Source organism: Alcaligenes faecalis, assembly GCF_041521385.1.
Lineage (GTDB): Bacteria > Pseudomonadota > Gammaproteobacteria > Burkholderiales > Burkholderiaceae_B > Alcaligenes > Alcaligenes faecalis_E.
The window spans coordinates 2,246,631-2,267,475 of the sequence record NZ_CP168006.1 but is presented as its reverse complement, the minus strand read 5'-3'; the positions used below and the strand labels follow the sequence as shown (position 1 = coordinate 2,267,475).

20 protein-coding genes are annotated in these 20,845 nt (G+C 55.6%); 12 read left to right on the top strand and 8 right to left on the bottom strand.

Going from position 1 to position 20,845, the window contains the following annotated elements; genetic code table 11:
* Window position 1 precedes the first annotated feature (1 nt).
* Complete coding sequence (gene dnaA, locus ACDI13_RS10270; protein ID WP_316990566.1) at window positions 2-1,399, bottom strand: chromosomal replication initiator protein DnaA; 1,398 nt, start codon at window positions 1,397-1,399, stop codon at window positions 2-4.
* Between the two features lie 224 nt (window positions 1,400-1,623).
* Between dnaA and rpmH the strand changes: the two genes are divergently transcribed.
* From rpmH to ACDI13_RS10240, 6 genes are all read left to right on the top strand, one after another.
* Window positions 1,624-1,758 (top strand): 50S ribosomal protein L34, encoded by a 135-nt coding sequence (gene rpmH, locus ACDI13_RS10265; RefSeq protein WP_003800771.1) that lies wholly within the window; start codon window positions 1,624-1,626, stop codon window positions 1,756-1,758.
* A 69-nt stretch (window positions 1,759-1,827) separates the two neighbouring features.
* Window positions 1,828-2,193 carry a ribonuclease P protein component gene (locus ACDI13_RS10260; RefSeq protein WP_372372429.1) on the top strand — a complete coding sequence of 122 codons (366 nt, stop codon included), beginning with the start codon at window positions 1,828-1,830 and terminating at the stop codon, window positions 2,191-2,193.
* Window positions 2,190-2,432: a membrane protein insertion efficiency factor YidD gene (yidD, locus tag ACDI13_RS10255; protein WP_316990567.1), complete on the top strand. Its 243-nt coding sequence runs from the start codon at window positions 2,190-2,192 to the stop codon at window positions 2,430-2,432. The genes ACDI13_RS10260 and yidD overlap by 4 nt, the downstream gene beginning before the upstream one ends.
* A 108-nt stretch (window positions 2,433-2,540) precedes the next feature.
* Window positions 2,541-4,208 (top strand): membrane protein insertase YidC, encoded by a 1,668-nt coding sequence (gene yidC, locus ACDI13_RS10250; RefSeq protein ID WP_316990568.1) that lies wholly within the window; start codon window positions 2,541-2,543, stop codon window positions 4,206-4,208.
* A 333-nt stretch (window positions 4,209-4,541) separates the two neighbouring features.
* A complete protein-coding gene (locus ACDI13_RS10245) occupies window positions 4,542-5,984 on the top strand; it encodes a catalase (protein WP_316990569.1) in 1,443 nt (480 codons plus the stop codon).
* A gap of 104 nt (window positions 5,985-6,088) precedes the next feature.
* Window positions 6,089-6,484 (top strand): VOC family protein, encoded by a 396-nt coding sequence (locus ACDI13_RS10240; protein WP_316990570.1) that lies wholly within the window; start codon window positions 6,089-6,091, stop codon window positions 6,482-6,484.
* Window positions 6,485-6,494: 10 nt separating this feature from the next.
* Here ACDI13_RS10240 and ACDI13_RS10235 read toward each other — a convergent pair whose 3' ends face one another.
* Window positions 6,495-7,007: an HPP family protein gene (locus tag ACDI13_RS10235; protein WP_316990571.1), complete on the bottom strand. Its 513-nt coding sequence runs from the start codon at window positions 7,005-7,007 to the stop codon at window positions 6,495-6,497.
* A 104-nt stretch (window positions 7,008-7,111) separates the two neighbouring features.
* On the opposite strand from ACDI13_RS10235, the gene ACDI13_RS10230 reads away from it, so the two are divergent.
* On the top strand, window positions 7,112-7,666 hold the full coding sequence (locus ACDI13_RS10230) for a TetR/AcrR family transcriptional regulator (RefSeq protein WP_316990572.1): 555 nt from the start codon (window positions 7,112-7,114) through the stop codon (window positions 7,664-7,666).
* Window positions 7,667-7,821: 155 nt separating this feature from the next.
* Here the strand turns inward: ACDI13_RS10230 and ACDI13_RS10225 are convergent, their stop codons facing one another.
* Genes ACDI13_RS10225 through argE form a run of 4 tightly spaced genes read right to left on the bottom strand, consistent with a single transcriptional unit; the run spans window position 7,822 to window position 12,024 of the window.
* Window positions 7,822-8,793, bottom strand: a complete 972-nt coding sequence (locus tag ACDI13_RS10225; RefSeq protein WP_316990573.1) for a Bug family tripartite tricarboxylate transporter substrate binding protein — start codon at window positions 8,791-8,793, stop codon at window positions 7,822-7,824.
* Window positions 8,794-8,823: 30 nt separating this feature from the next.
* The gene (locus ACDI13_RS10220; protein WP_316990574.1) at window positions 8,824-9,828 is read right to left on the bottom strand and encodes an ornithine cyclodeaminase family protein; all 1,005 of its coding nucleotides are present in this window, start codon (window positions 9,826-9,828) and stop codon (window positions 8,824-8,826) included.
* The gene (locus ACDI13_RS10215; protein WP_316990575.1) at window positions 9,819-10,805 is read right to left on the bottom strand and encodes a threonine/serine dehydratase; all 987 of its coding nucleotides are present in this window, start codon (window positions 10,803-10,805) and stop codon (window positions 9,819-9,821) included. The genes ACDI13_RS10220 and ACDI13_RS10215 overlap by 10 nt, the downstream gene beginning before the upstream one ends.
* A gap of 22 nt (window positions 10,806-10,827) precedes the next feature.
* Window positions 10,828-12,024, bottom strand: a complete 1,197-nt coding sequence (gene argE, locus ACDI13_RS10210) for an acetylornithine deacetylase (protein WP_316990576.1) — start codon at window positions 12,022-12,024, stop codon at window positions 10,828-10,830.
* A gap of 109 nt (window positions 12,025-12,133) precedes the next feature.
* Here argE and ACDI13_RS10205 point away from each other — a divergent pair, with 109 nt between their 5' ends.
* The 4 genes from ACDI13_RS10205 (at window position 12,134) to ACDI13_RS10190 (ending at window position 15,922) form a co-directional block, all read left to right on the top strand.
* Complete coding sequence (locus ACDI13_RS10205; protein WP_372372428.1) at window positions 12,134-12,736, top strand: helix-turn-helix domain-containing protein; 603 nt, start codon at window positions 12,134-12,136, stop codon at window positions 12,734-12,736.
* A 255-nt stretch (window positions 12,737-12,991) separates the two neighbouring features.
* Entirely contained in the window at window positions 12,992-14,365 is a 1,374-nt protein-coding gene (gene mnmE, locus ACDI13_RS10200; RefSeq protein WP_316990578.1) for a tRNA uridine-5-carboxymethylaminomethyl(34) synthesis GTPase MnmE, read from the top strand.
* A gap of 101 nt (window positions 14,366-14,466) precedes the next feature.
* Complete coding sequence (gene dinD, locus ACDI13_RS10195) at window positions 14,467-15,330, top strand: DNA damage-inducible protein D (protein ID WP_316990579.1); 864 nt, start codon at window positions 14,467-14,469, stop codon at window positions 15,328-15,330.
* Between the two features lie 202 nt (window positions 15,331-15,532).
* Window positions 15,533-15,922, top strand: coding sequence for a DUF6180 family protein (locus tag ACDI13_RS10190; RefSeq protein WP_316990580.1), 390 nt, complete (start codon window positions 15,533-15,535; stop codon window positions 15,920-15,922).
* 118 nt (window positions 15,923-16,040) lie between these two features.
* Here ACDI13_RS10190 and ACDI13_RS10185 read toward each other — a convergent pair whose 3' ends face one another.
* Window positions 16,041-16,463 (bottom strand): hypothetical protein, encoded by a 423-nt coding sequence (locus ACDI13_RS10185; RefSeq protein ID WP_316990581.1) that lies wholly within the window; start codon window positions 16,461-16,463, stop codon window positions 16,041-16,043.
* Between the two features lie 186 nt (window positions 16,464-16,649).
* On the opposite strand from ACDI13_RS10185, the gene ACDI13_RS10180 reads away from it, so the two are divergent.
* Window positions 16,650-19,952 carry an autotransporter domain-containing protein gene (locus tag ACDI13_RS10180; protein ID WP_316990582.1) on the top strand — a complete coding sequence of 1,101 codons (3,303 nt, stop codon included), beginning with the start codon at window positions 16,650-16,652 and terminating at the stop codon, window positions 19,950-19,952.
* A 27-nt stretch (window positions 19,953-19,979) separates the two neighbouring features.
* Here the strand turns inward: ACDI13_RS10180 and ACDI13_RS10175 are convergent, their stop codons facing one another.
* Complete coding sequence (locus ACDI13_RS10175; protein WP_316990583.1) at window positions 19,980-20,732, bottom strand: DUF4880 domain-containing protein; 753 nt, start codon at window positions 20,730-20,732, stop codon at window positions 19,980-19,982.
* Window positions 20,733-20,845: the final 113 nt, after the last annotated feature.

The following is a 20,845-nucleotide window of genomic DNA, read 5'->3' as shown; positions in this document are numbered from 1 at the left end:
GTCATCCTTTGAGAGTTTGTTCCAGTACGTGTAATGCGTGATTCAATTCGGCTTGCTTGGTGCGTGCATCCGAGATTTTACGCACCGCGTGCAGCACCGTAGTGTGGTCCCTGCCACCGAAAAGATCGCCAATTTCCGGCAAACTCTTTTGGGTCAGTTCCTTGGCCAGATACATGGCCACCTGGCGCGGCATGGCAATATTGGCGGGGCGGCGCTTGGAGTACATATCCGCGACCTTGATTTTATAAAAATCGGCCACGGTTTTCTGAATATTTTCCACGGTGATCTGCCCATTGGAGACCGACAGCAAATCCTTCAGTGCGTCCTTGCACACTTCCACCGTCAAGACGTCGCGGCCATGGAAACGCGCGTAGGCCGAAACCTTGCGCAGCGCCCCTTCCAGCTCGCGCACATTGCTGCGCAAATGCTTGGCAATAAAGAAAGCCACTTCTTCGGGCATGGCAATGCCTTCAGCCTGGGCTTTGCGCAGCAAGATCGCCACGCGCATTTCCAGCTCGGGTGGCTCAATCGCCACGGTCAGGCCGGAGTCAAAGCGCGAGATCAGGCGGCTATCAATATTGGCCAGCTCTTTAGGATACGTGTCCGAGGTGATGATGATTTGCTTGCGCTGGGCCACCATCGCTTCAAAGGCGTAGAAAAACTCTTCTTGCGTACGATTCTTGCCGGCGAAAAACTGAATATCGTCAATCAGCAGCAAGTCCAGCGAATGGTAGTAACGCTTGAACTCGTCAAACGCCTTGCGCTGGTATGCCTTGACTACATCCGACACGTACTGGTCGGCGTGAACGTAACGGACGCGCACACCATTGCCATTGGCGACCAGCGCATTGCCGATCGCATGAATCAGGTGAGTCTTGCCCAAACCCACACCGCCATACAGAAAGAGTGGGTTATAGGAGACACCGGGATTCTCGGCCACCTGCAAGGCCGCTGCGCGTGCCAACTGGTTGGCTTTACCCGTCACGAAGTTATCGAACGTCAGCTCGGCGTTCAGTCGCGAACGATCCTGTACCGCATCCACCACCGCAGTCGTGGCCGGGTTGACGGCAGGCGGGGCCAGGTTATCACCGGCCGGACTGCCTGCAGGCGCAGGAGCGGCACGATCGGCCAGGGCGCGACGCGGCGCCGCGCTGGCCGAAGGCAGCTCGAACTGAACCGTCACAGGACATTCGTAGAAATCCGAAGCCAGTTCCTCGATACGGGTGGCGAAATTCTTGCGAACCCAATCCAGTTTGAAACGATTGGGCGCAGTAACGCGCAACACCCCGGCTTCGCTGTCGAAGTCCAGGGGAACCAGTGGACGGATCCACGCACTTATTTGTTGTGGGGGAAGCTCCTGCTCCAATTTCTGAACGCAGGACTGCCAGAATTCATTCATCGGTCATCACTTCTGTAAACCTCGATTCTACCCTGAGCTGTGCCAAGTTATCCACAGGCTAACAAATTTAGTTGCGTAATATCGGGCTAAATAATTGACACAACAGAAAGAATTTGCTGAAATGACGGGCTTAACACGATTTTCTGTTGCCAGATCCCTAGCCTTTGCGCTGTCGGGGTGGAGATTTTCTGCGATTTCTGGCGGCTCATTTTTTTGGATACACCATGAAACGCACCTACCAACCCTCTGTTACCCGTCGCAAGCGTACCCACGGTTTTCGCGTTCGCATGAAAACTCGCGGTGGCCGCGCTGTTTTGAACGCACGTCGCGCCAAAGGTCGCAAACGTCTGGCTGTATAAGCCATGTCGGGATGCGGGGCCCAGGGTGATGGATCTCTTATCTAAAGCCCGACTCCCACGATACGCATCATGCGTGCCTCCTTTCCAGCTACGGCTCGCTTACATAGCCCCACCGAATACGCACAGTCATTAAAAGGACAACGCGTAGGTCGCGGGGCTTTGTTCGTGGTCACTCGCTCTCGTGGCGAGGATCCACACCAGACCGAAGGCGCCCGTTTGGGACTGATCGTCCCCAAGCGTTTTGCCAACCGCGCCGTCACCCGCAACACCATCAAACGCATCTTGCGCGAGACCTTCCGCCACAAACGCGCAGGCTTGCCCAATGCCGCCTATGTTTTTAGGCTGCACAGCAAGGTGCCTTTGGTGTCGCTGACCGCCTTAAAGCAACTGGTTCGCAACGAAGCCAACACCTTGTTCTCCAAGGTACGGCCATGATGCGCAAACTGGCTTCGGCGCCGATCCGCTTTTACCAGTTTTTTCTGAGTCCCTGGATCGGTAGAAACTGCCGCTTTACCCCCAGCTGCTCCAACTATGCCTTGCAGGCCATTGAGATTCATGGCCCGCTAAAAGGCTTATGGCTTGGTGGTAAACGCATCTGCCGCTGCAACCCCTGGTGCAAAGGAGGGCACGATCCTGTGCCCGCTCGCCCGCCCGAAGACCGCAACACTTTCTAAAACCGTCCTGGTCTGCGCTTTGTTTTTCAAGGCAATCCCCCTGTTTGCTGACCAGCTACGTTAAACTGCTAAGCTTTTGCTCAGCTTTATAAATGTGATACAGGCGCTATGGATATCCGACGCACCATCCTATGGATGATCTTCTCCTTTGCACTGCTGCTGCTGTGGAATAACTGGCAGGAATACAACGGCAAGCCATCGCTGTTCGCTTCCACTCCAGCCACCACACAAGCGCCAGCAGCCTCCGACGAACCTGCTGCAAATGGTAGCGTTCCCGCTGCTCAAGAGCCGACTGCGTCTGCTGCCTTGCCTTCGAGCAACAGCGCGGTGTCCGCCACAGCACAAACCATTGACATCACAACAGACGTCTACAAGCTGGGCTTTAGCACCGAAGGTGCCCAACTGATCAAGGCCGAGCTGTTGAAGTACGGTTCGCCCGAGAACCCCGAGCAGCCGATGGTGCTGCTGGATAACTCGCCTGCCTCCACCTACCTGGCCCAGTCCGGTATTGTGGGTGCCGCCGGCCAGAACCTGCCCAACCACCTGACCCCGTTCACCCTGGTCTCGAGCCAGCACAACATGACGGGCGATACCTTGGATGTGGTGTTTGAGGCCACTTCGGACGACGTCAAAGTCACCAAGACCTACACGCTGCATAAAGGCCGCTATGACATCCAGGTTCGTCACGATATCCAGAACAATACCGGCTCGGCCATTGACCCACGCCTGTACCTGCAACTGACTCGCGACGGCAACAACCCACCCGATTCGTCCCGCCTGTACAGCACCTTTACCGGTCCTGTGGTCTATTCCAGTGGCGAAAAATTCCAGAAAATCACTTTCTCGGATATCGACAAGAACAAGGCCACCTACGCTCGCAGCGTGGACAACGGCTGGATCGGCATGGTGCAGCACTACTTTGCAACCGCCTGGGTTCCTGCCCAGGACCTGCAACGCACCAACGAAATCCTGAAGCTGGGCAACAATCTGTACGCCGTACGCACGCTGGAATCGGTCGGTTCTATCGCCGCTGGCCAAAGCAAGGCAGTGGACGCTGCCCTGTGGGTAGGCCCACAAGACCAGAAAGCCATGTCGCAACTGGCTACCGGTCTGGATCTGGTGGTGGACTACGGCTGGCTGACCATCATCTCCAAGCCTTTGTTCAAGCTGCTGACCTGGCTGCATTCCTTGCTGGGTAACTGGGGTTGGGCCATCGTGGCGCTGACCGTGCTGATCAAGCTGGTGTTCTTCCCGCTGTCGGCCGCCAGCTACCGCTCCATGGCCAAGATGAAGCAGTTTGCGCCACGCATGCAAGCCCTGCGCGAGAAGTTCGGTGACGACAAGGCCAAGCTGAACGCCGCCATGATGGAGATGTACCGCACCGAGAAGATCAACCCGCTGGGTGGCTGTTTGCCCATGCTGGTCCAGATCCCTGTGTTCATTGCGCTGTACTGGGTGCTGCTGGGCAGCGTCGAGATGCGTGGTGCGCCCTGGATTCTGTGGATTCACGACCTGGCCGCACGCGACCCATGGATGATTCTGCCTGCCATCATGATGGGTACCATGTTCCTGCAGATCAAGCTGAACCCCACACCGCCTGATCCAATGCAAGCCAAAGTCATGATGCTGATGCCTCTGGTCTTTGGTGGCATGATGTTCTTCTTCCCCGCCGGTCTGGTTCTGTACTGGTGCGTGAACAACATTCTGTCCATTGCACAGCAACGCTACATCATGGTGCAGATCGAAAAGAACAGCGCGAAAGCAGCCAACAGCTAATTCGCTCCAAAACAAAAACCCCGCTACATTTTCTAGCGGGGTTTTTTTATGCCTGCTGCCAAGTAACACGCACCCCAACGCTGATTCCATACAGCTTCTGTTCTGGCCTGATAGCATTGGCCCGATCTGCTGCCATATCCTGTCGCACAAGTTTCATGCGTCAGTCCTGTGCTTACCGCTATGATCAAGATGCAAACCCCGGTCAATAGCAAAAAACTATTCATTCACTAAAATCATTTGATTTAACTATTAACACGAAGGCACGTAGACTGATCCTAACTTCTTAAAACGACCCGCCCCCTCGGTTCGGGTCAGCTTCAACGGAGAATCACAATGAGCAACAAAACCCTGACGACCGCCGCTGGCCGCCCTGTTGAGGAAAACCAGAACTCCATGACGGCAGGCCCTCGCGGTCCCGTCCTGATGCAGGATTATTGGCTGCTGGAGAAGCTGGCTCACTTTGACCGTGAACGCATCCCCGAGCGCGTCGTACACGCCAAAGGATCGGGCGCGTTCGGTACGTTTACCGTCACGCACGATATCAGTCAGTACAGCATGGCCAAGGTCTTCAAGCCTGGCAGCCAGACCCCCGTTTTCTTACGTTTTTCCACCGTAGCAGGTGAAGCAGGAGCCGCCGATGCAGAACGCGACGTTCGAGGATTTGCCATCAAGTTCTATACCGAAGACGGAAACTGGGACCTCGTGGGCAATAACACTCCTGTCTTCTTTATACGGGATCCACTGAAGTTCCCCGACTTCATCCACACCCAGAAACGCGACCCGCGCAGCCACCTGCGCAATATGAGTGCCGCCTGGGATTTCTGGTCCTTGTCGCCCGAGTCCTTGCACCAGGTCACCATCTTGATGAGCGACCGCGGCTTGCCCTGTAACCTTCGTCAGCAGCATGGTTTCGGTTCGCACACTTACAGCCTGATCAACGACAAGGGCGAACGCCACTGGGTGAAGTTCCACTTCAAATCCCAACAGGGCATTGCCAACTACACCAACGAAGAAGCCACCAAGGTCGTGGGCCAGGACCGCGAAAGCTCGCAGCGCGATCTGTACGAGAACATTGAAAAGGGCAACTTTCCACGTTGGGCGCTGCGCATTCAGATCATGACCGAAGAGCAGGCACGCAACTACCACATCAACCCTTTTGACGTGACCAAGGTTTGGCCACATGGCGACTTCCCGCTGATCGATGTGGGCATGCTGGAACTGAACGAGAACCCCACCAACTACTTTGCCCAAGTGGAGCAAGCGGCCTTTACGCCTGCCAACCTGGTGCCCGGTATTGGTCACTCGCCCGACCGCATGCTGCAAGGCCGTATCTTTTCCTACGGAGATACCCAACGCTACCGTCTGGGCGTGAACCACGGCCTGCTGCCGGTGAACGCACCACGTTGCCCATTCCACAGCTACCACCGCGATGGCGCCATGCGTACGGGCGACAATAACGGCGGCACGATCAACTACGAGCCCAACAGCCAGGGGCAATGGCAACAGGCTCCCCGCAGCGAACCGCCTCTGGCGCTGGACGGCCAGCCGGCAGATCACTGGGATCACCGTGTAGACGATGACTACTACTCACAGCCCGGCAATCTGTTCCGCCTGTTCAACGATGAGGAAAAGCAGCGTCTGTTCAGCAATATTGCCGACGCCATGGCCGGTGTTCCCAAGGAAATCATCGAGCGTCAGTTGGGCCACTTCACCAAGGCGGACCCTGCCTACGGTGCAGGTGTCAAAGCAGAACTGACGAAACGCGGTCAGCTTTAAACCCTGATCGGGCTGTTTAAGCCATCAAAGAATCGGCTCCCCATCTACAATTGGGGAGCCGATTTTTTTTGCACTGGCCCTGCGTTTTCCTATCGAGCCTTACTATGCAATTTGGCTACACGATCATCTACGTCCCCGATGTCAGCCAGGCACTGGATTACTTCAACCGTGCATTTGGTTTGCCTACCAAAATGCTGCATGAAACCGGGCTGTACGGGGAGCTGGAAACCGGCCAAACCACCTTGGCCTTTGCGGGCGAGATGCTGGCGTACATGAATTACCCTAAGGGTCATCTGTCACCGCACGCCTCGGACGTGCCATTGGGTATCGAAATTGCCCTGGTCTGCGACGACGTGCCTGCCGCTCATGCCAAGGCACTGGCGGAAGGGGGCACAGAACTGGCACCGCCGCAGGACAAGCCATGGGGACAGGTGGTGTCTTATGTGCAGACGCCAGAGCGCATTGTGGTGGAGTTGTGTACGCCGATTAAGCCGGCATGAGACAAGCCGATCAATACCAATACTTGGGCCAGGCTTTCTCGTGCCCCACGTTGTTGATCACCACAGCGATCACCACCAGCACGATAGAGCCCAGCAAAGAGGGCACAAGCAAGTAAGACCACGAGGCCTCACCGGCCAGCAAGATCACCAATGGATCAGCACCAGCCGGGGCATGCAAGGTACGGCTGACATGCATCAAGGCAATGGCCAAGCCCACCGCCAAGCCCATTTCGACAGGACCGGCACCGACATACTTGGCAATCACCACGCCAACCAGACTGGCAATGAAATGCCCGCCAATCACGCTGCGCGGCTGTGCCAGGGGCGAATCCGGAGCAGCAAACAGCAAAGCGCAGGTGGCCCCAAAAGGCGCCATCATCAAAGGCAAGCCAAACTGCTGCGTTAAATAGGCAATCACCATAATGCCTATGGTTCCCCCCAGGAAACTGAGCAAAACCTGCTTACTTTGCGGCCGAGGCGGCAAAACACCGCCCCCTTGAATTCGAGAAAAGAGAAAGCGCATCCAAAGCTCCAAAAAATAGACCGATCGGTCTATCTACCGGCGTGTACAATAATCATTCTGCTGGAGGCTGTCAAACTTTCCCAGGCTACCTTCTGGAGTCACCGATGACGAAAAACACCAAGCGCGATACGATTTTGGAAACGGCCCTGCGCCTTTTCAGCCAGTACGGCTACGGCAATGTCGGGATTGAACGCATCATTTCCGAATCCGATGTGGCCCGCATGACGGTCTACAAGCAATTTGGCACCAAAGATGGCTTGATCAAAGAAACGTTGGAGTTGCGGCACCGCCATTTCATGGAAGCCTTGCTGCAGTATCTGGAGCCTCATGACAACTATCAGGACAAAATTCGGGCGCTGTTCGAGTGGCATCAGAGCTGGTTTCAGTCACCGGATTTTCATGGCTGCATGTTCATCAAGGTATCGGAAGAGTTCGGTGCCTTGAACCCGCAAGCTTGCACGATCGCACAAGAACACAAACTGGCCATCTTGGCCTTGCTAGAAGCAATCTTGCAGGAGCCTTTCGGCGCCAAGGCCCAGCAGCACGCTATGCTGGTTTTCATTTGTCTGGAAGGCCTGATCGTCCATGCCAATATGTTCCCCGGCAAAGATCTGACTCAAGACATCTACCAGGCTTTACAGCCTTTACTGGCACCCTAAGTAGGCGCTCAAGCCATGCATTCGCTCTCGCTACAGCGGTAGCGCCATGGACATAGGCAACGTACCGTCGCCATCACGAAAAACACCCCAAAGCCTGAACAAAAAGCCAAGCCTTGGGGTGTACTGACGACATATTTTTTTAGCAGCTTTATGTCTTACTGCTGCAAATACCCCGACTCTTTGATAATGGGGCCCCAGGTATCCAGATCCGCCTGAACCGTACGGGCCAATTCCTGTGCGTCACCCGATTCGGGTCGAAAGCCAATCGGCACAATCGCGCTTTCAATGCGTGGCAGCTTGGCCACTTCATTGAAGGCATCCTGGAACTGTTTGACCATCTCCGGCTCCATGCCCAACGGTGCAAAAATTCCCATCCAGCCCGACGCTTTCAGATCGCCATAACCCATTTCTGCAAAGGTAGGCACATCCTTCAGGATAGGCAGACGTTCCGCACCCGTAACTCCCAGAACGCGCACCGAGCCAGCAGCAACGTGTTCGGTAATCATGCCCACCGCATCCACACCGGCAGGGATATGGTCACCCAACAAGTCGTTGATCAGGGGGGCGCCCCCTTTGTACGGCACGGGGGACATCTGGATATCGTTCTTCTTGGCAATGCTGTAGCCCATGAACTGGGGGGCACTACCAGGAGCGGGAATACCATAATGTCCGTACTTCTCCGGTTCTTTACGCACCAGTTCTACGTATTCCTGCAAGGTATTGGCAGGCGTGGTTTTACCAACCACAAAGATATGCTCGAACTTGGCGATCACCGCCACCGGCGCAAAATCCTTCATGGGGTCGTAGCTGACCGTTTTCACCGTCAGGGGCAGGGTGGTCATCATGTGATTATTGGCAACCAACAGCACCGAACCGTCCGTAGGCGAACGCAAAAAGCCTTGGGCAGCAACCTGCCCACCTGCGCCTGCACGGTTATCCACCACCACATTCACACCCAGCTTTTCACGCAATTGCTCGGCATACACCCGCGCGACGGCATCCGCTGTTCCTCCGGCCGGATAGCCCACGACCAAACGTATGGTGTCCGGCAATTTGCTGGCAACAGACATGCCTGTTGCCAAGGCCAACGCCGTTCCCAGCAAAACCTGCGCCCATTTCTTTGTCATGACTTGTCTCCCTTCCTTTTGATGACGCGACTAAAGTTCTACTACTCGTCCATTGCCTTGTGCGGCATGACGGCTTAACAGGGCGGCCGCCGTCAGTACATCCTCGAATGCCAGTCCCAAGGATTTAAAAATCGTGATTTCTTCACTGCTGATGCGGCCTGCGGCTTGCCCCTCCAGAACGGCTCCCAGCTCGTTCAGCTCGGTATCCGCTGACAAGTAACCCTGCTTGCACGCATTCAAGAACTCGCCCGACTCGTTACGAGTCGATTGCGCACGGTCCACAAACAAACGGCCTGCCGTCATGGTGGGGCCATCCAGTTCGCTGCTGGCAGGTGTGCTGGAACCCATGGCGGTGATGTGCGTGCCAGGGCGCAGCCATTCGCGCTGCAAAACAGGCGTGGCAGAGCTGGTGGCCGTCAGTACCATATCCGACTGGGACACAGCTTCCTGGGCCGAGACTCCGGCTATCAAGGGGCAATCCAGATACGCCTGGGCTTGTTCAATGAAATGCTGGGCCGACTGTGGGGAGCGGGTAATCACAAATACGTTGCTCAAGCGACGCACTTGCGCCACGGCACGCAACTGCCACAAGGCCTGATGTCCGCCGCCAAACAAGGTCAGCACGCTGGCATCCGGGCGCGCCAACATGTCGGTGGCCAGGCCACTGACCGCTGCAGTGCGCAAGGCCGTCACGCTGCTGGCATCCAGAATGGCACGAGTCTCGCCGGTCAAGCCGCTCATCAAGAGCACGCAGCCTTGATGGGGATCCTTACCCAGGCGCACATTGTCTGGAAACAGGGTGCCCATCTTGGCACCGTACAAAGGCTCGGGATAAATCTCGGGCATATCGATGCAGGCAGGCATCATGCCCAGAAAGCCGCTGGACAAATGGCTGCGCACAATCGTGCGCAAGGGCTGGTCAATACGCCCTTGCTGCATGGCGATAAAACCCTGGCGCATCAGATCAATCGCCGCCCCCATATCCAGCCCTTCATACACTTCCTGGGCTTTTGCTACATAAACGCTTAGCTGCATGATTCGCCTTGCGCCAGTGGCGTGGTGATATGGCGAATAAAGGTGTCGGTATCCGTGTTGGAGCCGCAAAACAGCACGCCCACTCGTTGACCGGCCAGATGTTTGCGCAAGGGGAACATCAAGGCGGCTGTCGCCACCGCGCAAGCCGGTTCAGTAGCCAGCTTGAATTCGTTGAACAGGAAGTGCATGCCAGCGCGGATCTGGTCGTCGTTAACGGTCACCAGAGTATCGATATTGTCCTGACACACGCGAAAGCTGAACTCGTCGGTATGCGGTGCCATCAGACTGTCTGCGATGGACTGCATGGCACCGATTTTTTGTGGCTCGCCAGCCTGGCGACTTAGCGCCATGACGTTCGCGCCTACGGGCTCGATGCCGTAGACCACGCAATCAGGCTGCCACAGCTTGACGGCTGCCGATACGCCAGCGGCCAAACCACCACCCCCAATCGGTATCAGCACTGCGTCCAGCTTGCCCGCCTGTTGCAACCACTCGTAGCCCAGCGTGGCAGTCCCCAGCACGGTGGGGTAGGTACTGAACGGATGAATGAAGGTTTTCTGTTCATCCTTTTCAATCTGGCGCACCAGCTCAAAAGCTTGTTCGCCGTTATCGGCAAAGACAATCTCGGCCCCGTATTCACGGCACAAGGCAACGCGAGCCGGGCTGGCCGTCTTGATCATGACGGTTTTGGCCTTCACACCCATTTGATGCGCAGCATAAGCCACCGCCACCGCGTGATTGCCCGCCGACACGCAGGTCACCCCTTGCTGGCGAGCCTCTTCGGACAAGCTCAGCAAATTGTTGAAAGCACCGCGTGCCTTGAAGGTGCCCGAGGCCTGCAAATGTTCAAACTTGAAATTGACGGCGCTATCCAGACGCCCGGTCTGGTAATCAAACACGGGCGTCTGGTGCACATAGGAACGCAGACGCTCATGCGCCTGCACCACATTTTCCTGGGTAACTTTTTCTGTTGTCATGGGTTTGCGTTGAAATCTGTTTTTAAGCGGCCACGGCCTGACTGCGGATCAAGGCGCGCAAGAACTGCTCGCATTGCTCAAGCTGGGCCAGTTCCACGTACTCATCCGGGCGATGGGCCTGCTCGATATTGCCGGGACCACAAATAATTGAAGGGATACCGGCTTGCTGGAACAAGCCGGCTTCGGTGCCATAGGCCACTTTGCGCACCGTGTCGTCCCGCGTCAGCTCGCGCACCAACTTGGTAATAGCTGCTTGCTCTTCAGGGTTCAGGCCAGGGGCGCTGGCCAGCTTTTCCAGCTCCACCGCAGCATCGGGATGCTCGCGGCGCATGGCGGGCAGGACCTTCATATCGATAAATTCGCGGATTTCTTGCAAGATCGGCTCGGGATCCACACCGGGCAGATTGCGGTATTCAAACTCGAATTCGCACAGATCAGGCACCGTATTCAAGGCGATGCCGCCCCGAATCATGCTGGTCTGCAAGGTGGTGAAGGGCACATCGAAATCGTGATCGTAAGGACCCATGCTCTTGTAGTCGTCGGCCAGATCACGGATGGCGGTAATGATGCGTGCCGCATGTTCAATCGCGTTCACACCCTTGGGGGTCAGCGAGGAATGAGCGGCATGACCATGTACGCGGCAGCGATAAGCGTTAATGCCTTTATGCGCCACGATGGTGCGCATGCTGGTGGGTTCACCCACCACGCAGCCTTCGGGTTTCACGCCACGACGAACCAGATCATCAATCATGACGGGCGCGCCGACACAACCGACTTCTTCGTCGTAGGAGTAAGCCAGGTGGATGGGTTTGGCCAGCTTGGTCGCCAACATTTCAGGAACCAATTGCAAGGTCACACCGACAAAGCCTTTCATGTCACAAGTGCCACGGCCATACAGGCGATCGTCACGGACCTGGGCCTTGAACGGGTCGCTGCTCCAGCTCTGACCATCGACGGGCACCACATCGGTATGGCCAGACAGAACAATGCCACCAGTCCGTGAGCCATCGGCTGCCGGAATCGTGGCGAACAGATTGGCCTTGCGGCCGCTGGCATCATGTGTCAGCACGGTTTGCAGACCTTGCTGCTGCAAATAGGCCTGTACGTCGTGAATCAGTTCCAGGTTCGATTCCCGGCTTGTCGTATCATAAGCAATCAGTTTTTTTACCCATTCCACCGAGGTAGAGGGATAAGCAGTAGGATCAAATAACGCAGTCATGCCTTCTTTCTCCCAACGTAAAGCGTGTAGTTCTATACAATAGGACAGAGTTTTCTTATAAGAAAATCAATAATATTTATAAGAATGTTGTTTATTACTTCTTTAGGTTATGACAAAAGACTTGGCTAACACCGCCCCCAATTTATTAAGCAAAACAGCCATGGGGGCGCGCATACGTGATGAACGCAAGCGTCAGGGCCTGACCCTGCTCATGTTGGCACGCTTATCCAATGTATCTTTGTCCACCCTGTCCAAGGCAGAACGCGGTCTGATTGGCTTGAGCTACGAGAAGTTCCTGGCCGTCAGCCGAGCCTTGAAAATGGATTTGTCCGACCTGTTCAAGACGCCCCGTGATCAGAACGAGTCCGGCATGGACATTCTGGTAGGACGGGCTTCTAGCACCGTGACCTACCATGCTCACCGCTATGAGTACGGTATGTTGGCCTCAGAATGGATCAACAAAAAAATGACGCCCATGCACGGGCGCGTGCTGGCCGGTCAACCGCGCGATGCCAGCGACTTCAGCCAGCACGAAGGCGAAGAGTTCATTTTTGTGATTGAAGGGCAGTTGACCATGCAGTTCCAGGACGGCCGCCGGCATGTACTGCAAGCGCGTGACAGCATCTACTTCAAAAGCAATCTGGGCCATCTTTATCTGTGCGAGCACGGAGAAAGCGTGGAGATTCTGGTGGTTTGTGTGAACCATCACTAATTGCAAGGGGCACAAACGGCTAGCTTCAACCGTTTTTATGAGGCTTCTGGTTTGTTGTTTACCTTGGCCCCTGCTCGACAGTTCAGACCTCTGTCTGATTGCCTGATTGCCTGATTGCCTGATTATCAAGATCCTAGGCTACAAGTACATAAATACAAGCGTTTCAGATACCAACAAGGCTTACCCCCCAAGCTCGAACCATCCACCTGCTCCATTACAATACGGCTCTGTTCCGCCTCTTTGATCGATCTGCCCATGTCCAGTTCTTCCCCTATTGTGGCTATTGCCACCGCCCCCGGCCGGGGTGGTATTGGTGTTATCCGTGTCTCCGGCAAGGAGCTTGATGCTCTGATCCAGACCCTGTTTGGCCGCACGCTGCAAGCACGCCATGCCCACTTTTTGCCCTTCAAGGATGCACAAGGCGAGGCAATCGACGAGGGCATTGCGCTGTTCTTTAAAGGCCCGCATTCCTATACCGGCGAAGACGTGCTGGAACTGCAAGGTCACGGCGGCCCGGCTGTTCTGCGCCGCCTGCTGGATCGCTGCCTGGAAGCAGGTAAAGATCAAGGCCTGCGCCTGGCCGAGCCGGGAGAGTTCACCCAGCGCGCCTTCCTGAATGACAGGCTGGACCTGGCCCAGGCCGAAGCCGTGGCAGACCTGATCGACGCCTCTTCAGAAGCCGCTGCCCGCAGTGCCGTGGCTTCCTTATCCGGCGTGTTTTCCAATAAGGTCAACGCCCTGGCCGACCGCATCATTCACCTGCGCATGCTGGTGGAAGCCACGTTGGATTTCCCCGAAGAAGAAATCGACTTCCTGGAAAAGTACCAGGCGGCAGCCACCCTGCAAGGCATACAGGACGAGCTGGAACGCATCTTGCAGCATTCGCGTCAGGGGGCGATTTTGCGCGAGGGCCTGCACGTTGTACTGGCAGGCCAGCCCAATGTGGGCAAATCCAGCCTGCTCAACGCACTGGCTGGTGAAGACGTGGCTATCGTGACCGACATCGCCGGCACCACCCGCGACCGCGTCATGCAGTTGATCCACATTGACGGTATCCCGCTACACATCGTGGATACCGCAGGTCTCCGTGACACCGAGGACACCGTAGAGCGCATCGGTATTGCCCGTACCTGGGACGAAATCGCCAAAGCCAACGTAATCGTGCACCTGCTCGATGCTCGCCACCCGCAAGACGAGCTGGACAGTGCCATTACCACTCGCCTGCCATCCCATGTACCCGTGCTGCGCGTCTATAACAAGATAGACTTGCTGACAGATGAACAACAGGCTGCCTTACCCGCACAAGAGAGTGGCGCCACCGTGCTGCCAATTTCCGCCCGTAAGGATATCGGTCTGGACAGCTTGCGCCGCACCTTGCTGGATATCGCCGGCTGGAACCCCGGCAGTGAATCCCCCTGGCTGGCACGAGAACGACACCTGCGGGCCCTGGAGCGCGCGGAGTACCACCTGGGCTTGGCCGCAGAACACGCCACGCACAGCGATCAGGTGCTGGATCTGTTTGCCGAAGAACTGCGCCTGGCACATCTGGATCTGTGTTCAATTACCGGCGAGTTCAGCAGCGATGATTTGCTGGGAGAGATTTTCTCCAGTTTTTGTATTGGGAAGTGATGCAGGCCTGAACGTCCTCGGTGTCTCATCGCACTGGCCCCAGAACCAGACAAGGCTTTTGGCGACGTGATGGCAAGTGTCATACAACCCGGAGACATCAAGTGGAATCTCAAGACATTAAGCAGCTAACAAATCAGTTCGACGGCTTGAGCCACACCATCCCAGAAGAGGGCGTGGAGTTCTGGTTCGCCCGCGACTTGATGGAACCCTTGGGCTATGTGCGCTGGGAGAACTTCAAGACAGCGATAGATAGGGCAGTAGAGTCTTGTAAAACAACGGGGTACGAAGAAGGAGACCATTTTCGTGGCGTCACGAAAATGGTCCAGATTGGCAGCGGTGCAGATCGTTCGATAGAAGACATCATGCTCACCCGCTATGCTTGCTACCTCATCGCCCAGAACGGCGACCCACGCAAGCCGGCCATTGCCTTTGCTCAAAGCTACTTCGCCATCCAGACCCGCAAGCAAGAGCTGATTGAAGACCGTATGCGTCTGCAGGCCAGGTTGGATGCCCGCGAACGCCTTCGCGAGTCCGAAAGGACGCTATCGCAAAACCTCTATGAACATGGGGTAGACGACAAAGGCTTTGGCCGCATCCGATCCAAAGGGGATGCGGCGCTATTTGGTGGGCACACCACCCAGATGATGAAAGACCGCTACGGTATTACTCAAACCCGCCCCTTGGCTGACTTTCTACCTACACTAACCATTGCCGCCAAGAACCTTGCCACGGAAATGACGAACCACAACGTCACGCAAGAGCAACTGCATGGTGAAACGTTGATCACCCATGAGCATGAGCAAAACAACCGCAGCGTGCGCGATATGCTGGGTCAGCGCGGTATCCGGCCTGAACAGCTCCCTGCCGAGGAAGATATTAAAAAACTGGAGCGTCGCGTCAAAACAGAAGAAAAGAAACTGCTGAAGCAAACTGGAAAGCTACCAGCCCCAAAGCAGAAGAACTAAGGCCCAGAGTCCTGGCTAAAAGAAAAAAGACGTAAAACAGACCGTGCACTGATGGCCGCATACTTACTCTATTCAGGCTGCTACCAGCAGGCCCCACCTCAGTAAAAACCCGATATTCGTTCCTGAATTAAGCACTATCAAAGCCTGCCCTGATCAATCGGGACTATGCTGAACGCTCCATTGTCTCCTGCGGGAGGGCATCATGCACACACTCAACAAGTGGGTTTTGATGGCAGCTTTGCTTCATGGCGCTTGGGCGGTACAGGCTCAGGAACTGATGCCGTTGGAGCTGGAGGCAGAACAGCGTTCCATCTCCCGTTTAAACGTGGCTCAGTGTCTGGATACAGTCAAACAGGCAGCCGCGGGGGAGGGCTACCACCAGCGTAATGATTCGGCAGCCAGCGATCAGTTAGGGGTTTATATTGGCGCGGCCCCCATGGGGGCGGGCTCGCTGGTAGTGTATTGCATTAATCTGAATCCCTCGACCGCCTATATCATTCGCACCAAGGCACAGGTCACCACCAATTTGATGTCTCCGCATCAGCTCAACGACAAAATTACACAAGCTTTGACGGTGGCAAACCAACCCTGAGCGTCAGCAAAAACAGCCCCTGGCTGCCCAAAAAAGGACGCAGTCCATATTCATACAGGCTTAGGTGGACATACCTATCTGCGCCCCCAAGGGCTCCCGAAGCCAGTCGAACGGCTTCTTACTTCATCAACAAATCTGCCACTTCCATACGGCTATCTCCATCCAGTTCAATGTCGTCCATGATCTTGTTCAACATGGCATGCGCACTGGACAGAGCACCGTTCAAGCTATTGAGCTCGCTTTGCACGCGCTCCAGCTCCTGTTTTTTTTCTGCTTCGCTGCTTTTGTGGCTGGCCTGGATACGCTGCAGCTCCATCAATTTCTGTTGAATCTGCTCTTTCAGATCACGGATACGTTTAAGTATGTCCTTGATGCCATCGGGCAAGGAACTGCTATCAATATCCTTATCGCGACCTTTTTTTGGAGCTTGCTGACTGGTCAGCGACAGCTCTTTTCCCAAGGAAGACAGGTTCACTTTGATACGCCCCGATGCGTCTATGGAATCCAGCTTGTCTTGTTCGGGCACTACTGAAGGTGTCATGGCCGTCGCATTCAACGGTTCGGCCACGGGCCTAGTTTGTCTCTGTATTAAACCCCGTCCACTGATCTCTATGGTCATACTTTCCTCTCTTGAACACTTTATCCCTTAGAAGTTACGGCTGAAACCCAATCGTTCTTTACCGTGATAAAAGTGCCCCCTAACCATTGCCTTCTTTCTCTGAATCCCATGGACTTCAAAATCAAAGCACTACTCGGCCACACCCTGGTGGCCTTGAGCTGGACCAGCAGCGCCCATGCTTACCAGACTGAATTCATTTTGAACCAACAGGGTCAACCGGCCTTTGAATTGCGGATCTATGGACCTGATGATGGGGGCTACGATACGTCGGATCAGTCCGATCCACGCGTTTCCCCCCAAGAAATTGACGAGAATGGGCGACTGAAAATTCGTGCCGCACTGGGGCGCTGGGCCGAAATCATTAAGTTGCCAGTGGGATACACACCGGCTGTCATCAACCTGGGCACTATGAATGAAAAGAACGCCAATGCTTATGGTGCTCGACTGACCAGCCCATCCCATCCCAATTTCACCTTGTCGGCCTTACAAGCACGCTTGCAGGGGATCTTCCAGGGCGATCCAAACAACCCCGATGCCGTTATCGGTGTCGGAAAACTGGATATGGACACGGTCCCAGCTACTCCCAGCCAACTGCCCTTGACCGGCAAAGTCGATTACAACGCGGTAATTTTTCATGAGCTAGCTCATGCCTTGGGCATCAGCAACACAGTCATGGACAACTTGCCTGCAGACAGTTTCGATCCACCCGACCCCTTCTTCCAGAATGACCTTAGCCCCTGGGCCTTGGGCTTGCGCGATGATCAGGGTCGAGCCCCCAGCCCTGGGCAGAAAATCCTGTGTTCCGTTTGCACCAACCCCTACGACCCTGACGCTTTTGACCTGCGCCAGGACAAGGGCTACTTCACTGGGGATCATGTACAGGCAGTCCTGAATGGCGCCATGCCGGGCATCCCGGTCAGCATCTTGAACGTCCACGACCAGCCGCAGTATGGCGTGGATCGCAACTATATGAGCCACACCGAGCTGCGCAACAGCTTGATGAGCCATCAGACCTATCGCAACTACGTGAATCTGATGGAAGCCGAAATTGCCGCCCTGCAGGATATTGGGCTGAGCATTGATCGCCGCAACTTCTTTGGCTATTCGGTCTATGGGGACGACGTCACCCTGAACAATACCAATGGCTACTTTGCGCGCAATGAAGACGGCACGACCTATCTGCCTGGTCAATACAACATGGCCACACAAGGCTTGGGCCTGCACATTTATGGCGAACGCAACCTCATTCGCCAGGCGGCGGATCTGCTGACAGCCGGGCCAGGGGGGGTAGGCGTACGTGTGGACGGTAGCGAAAACACGCTCATCATTCCCGAGTCGACGCGTATTCATGCCCACGGCTGGTATGGTCGTGGCCTGCAGTTCAGCTATGGCCGCCATCACAATATTGTCCAGCAAGGTGAAGTCCGGGCAGATGGTCAGGATGGCGTCGGAGCCTTGTTCGATTTCGGGCAGAACGCCATGGGTAGCAACGATGAGTATCACGGCTCCTGGATGCTCATGGCTAAAGGCCAGCTACGCACTGTACCGGAAATATTGCAAGGTGCCTTGATCAGTAATTACGATTTGTCCGGCACCTTGTCGGGTCAGAAGGCGGCCATCCATATCGCGGACAATGCCTGGGTACAGAACATCAATATTCTGCAGGGCGCACAAATCACAGGTGACATTACCTCGGATTACAACCGCCGCGACGCCGACCAGCAACTGCTGCTGACCCGTATCAGCTTTGGTCAAAAGGCCGATAAAAATGGTCGTGCTACCAATGCGGCTGACCCCGACTTCCAGATACGTTATGACGGCAATATCAAAGGCCAAAACAATCTGGCTGTCGTCATTGCCGGGGGCGCCACTTCCTTGAATGGCCAGCATGAGCTGTACGGCTTGCGCGTGGATCAGGGCGCGACCCTGTATGGCAATAGCGAATTCACCCTCAACCCTGAATACAACTTCACCAATAACGGCACACTCAGCCCCGGGAACTCCTACGGGCACATGACGATCAAGGGCAATTTTGTCCAAGGTGCCGCTGGCCGCATTCTGTTGGAGGCCTCGGCCACCCAGAATGATCATGTTGATGTGCAGGGCCTGGCTCAGCTCGATGGCGAGTTGACCGTGGATCTGCAGCCAGACTGGTATCAAAACGGCTGGACATTGAATCAGGACAAGGTGTTCACCGCCAGCCAGACACAAGGGCAGTTTGCTGCGCTCAATGCCACGCTGACATCCCCCACCCTGAATGTAGAAAGTACAGGCAATGGCTGGACTGTCAGCCGTAATCAGAATGCGTATGCCCAGTACGCAGCATCGCCCAATGCCGCCGCTGTTGGTACCAGCCTGGCACAGGCTTCCGCAGGTAATCAGTCCCTGGCGGCCGTGTATCAAGCCATGGACTTCTCGCGTGCAGATGGCAGCGATATTGGTCTGGCCCTGGATCAGCTAAGTGCTGGTTCCTACGCCGCCCAAACCGCCGCCGCCTTGCGCCGCGAACACCTGGTATCCGAACAACTGCGCCAAACCAACGGTATCAACAAGAGCGGCTGGCAAAGCTTCATCCAGACCTATGGCGGCCGCTACCACTGGCAACTGGGCGGCAATGATGTTGATCACCGCAGCGAAATCTATGGAGTGATGCTGGGGGTAGAACACCGCGCTGAAGGCAGTGACTGGAGCCTGGGCGTACACGGCAATGCCAACGAGCAACGCGTCAATGTAAATGCCCCCTTCCAGGCCAAGAGCAAGCTGACGGGCCTGGGCCTGGGTGTGCATGCCCGCTACCGTGGCTACAGCCAGGAAGGCTGGAACGGCCTGGCGCAAATGCGCGTAGGGATAGAGCAGGGCAAGATGAACCGTGACATCAGTTTTGCAGGCTATCAGGCGCGTCCTGCTTCGGATTGGACTGCTCATACCTTCTCGCTAGGGGTACAGACTGGCTACAACTGGGCACTGGGTGCAAACGGCAGCATCGGGCCGGTTCTGGCTCTGGATTACCTCCATTACCGTCGCCCAGGACTGGAAGAAAGTGGCGATGCCGCCAGCCGTCTGCGCCTGGACGCCAGCCGACAAAACGCCTTGCAGGCTTCCATCGGCCTGGCCCTGCGTCAGAACTGGGATTTAAGCCAGAATCGCCAACTGCAAACATCCTTCTCAGTGGCCTGGGAGCAGGCGTTGCTAAGCCGCAATCAAACCCAGGAAGCGGCTTTTGCCAGTGCCCAATCTGTAGGTTTTGAGGGGCGTTATGCACGAGTGGATCACCATGCCTTGTCGCTGGGAACCAGCATCAGCTTGCAGCAGTCCGAGCGACTGCGTTTAGGGTTGTCGGCCAATACCCGTTTATTGGGTGATAGTCGGGCCGATATAAACGGTAAATTGTTCTTGAACTGGATGTTCTAAACGCGCTGAAATGTAAGAGGCCGACTTTTAGTCGGCCTTATTGGGAGATATAGGAGCGGGTTGAACCCGTTTCATTCCAGACCATCGATCCACAAAAATATGCTGACCAGGAATCAGCACCCGGATTTGCCGACGCCACCATGTTCCACTGGAGACTTCGACCGAGCCGGTATCCACGGCAAACTTCATTTGATCGCTGTCCAGAAAGGCCGAAAACTGCCCCTTGTCGCTGCGTGCCTGCGCAAAACTGTTAAAGACCGTCACGCTCTTTTGTGTGGGATCAGCCAGCAGCAAAGTGACCTGACCGCGTAACAGTTGCAGATTCAGCCTGTCCTCGTACTCGCGGACTTCAAGAGCTGAATCAGGCCCCAGTCGCACGACAGTGCCATCCACAAACCGCTGCTCCAGCGTTTGTGTACCCGATACCAGATGCTCTTGTCGCAGTACCCGCTCCGGCCAAAAGAAAAACACCGTCAGCGCCAAGGTCACAACAAACAAGCCGGCCAGCAAACCACGGTGAGAAAGCTTGAGCGAGGCAGCCTTCTGTCCTGAACTCACCAATAAACGGCGGATTTCATGCTCAGGCGCATCCAGACTGGCGTCACAAAAATAGCAAATGTATCGATATGAACGTTCATTTTCAGGATTGTCACGACGCCAATCCTCAAATTCCCGTAATTCGGCAGCCGTCGCCTCGCCGGAGTTCAAGCGAGTGAACCAATAAGCAGCTTGTGCGTGAGCCTGCGTATGCTCCAGCAGCTCCCCTTGATATGTCGTCATAGCGGCATCTAACCTTGTTCAGTTACGCCAGCAATAGGGCGGTTTCAGGATGGCGGCACGTTCCTGCCGCTCGAGCCCCAAACCTCAGGAAAGGAAACCAGTAGCCACCAAAT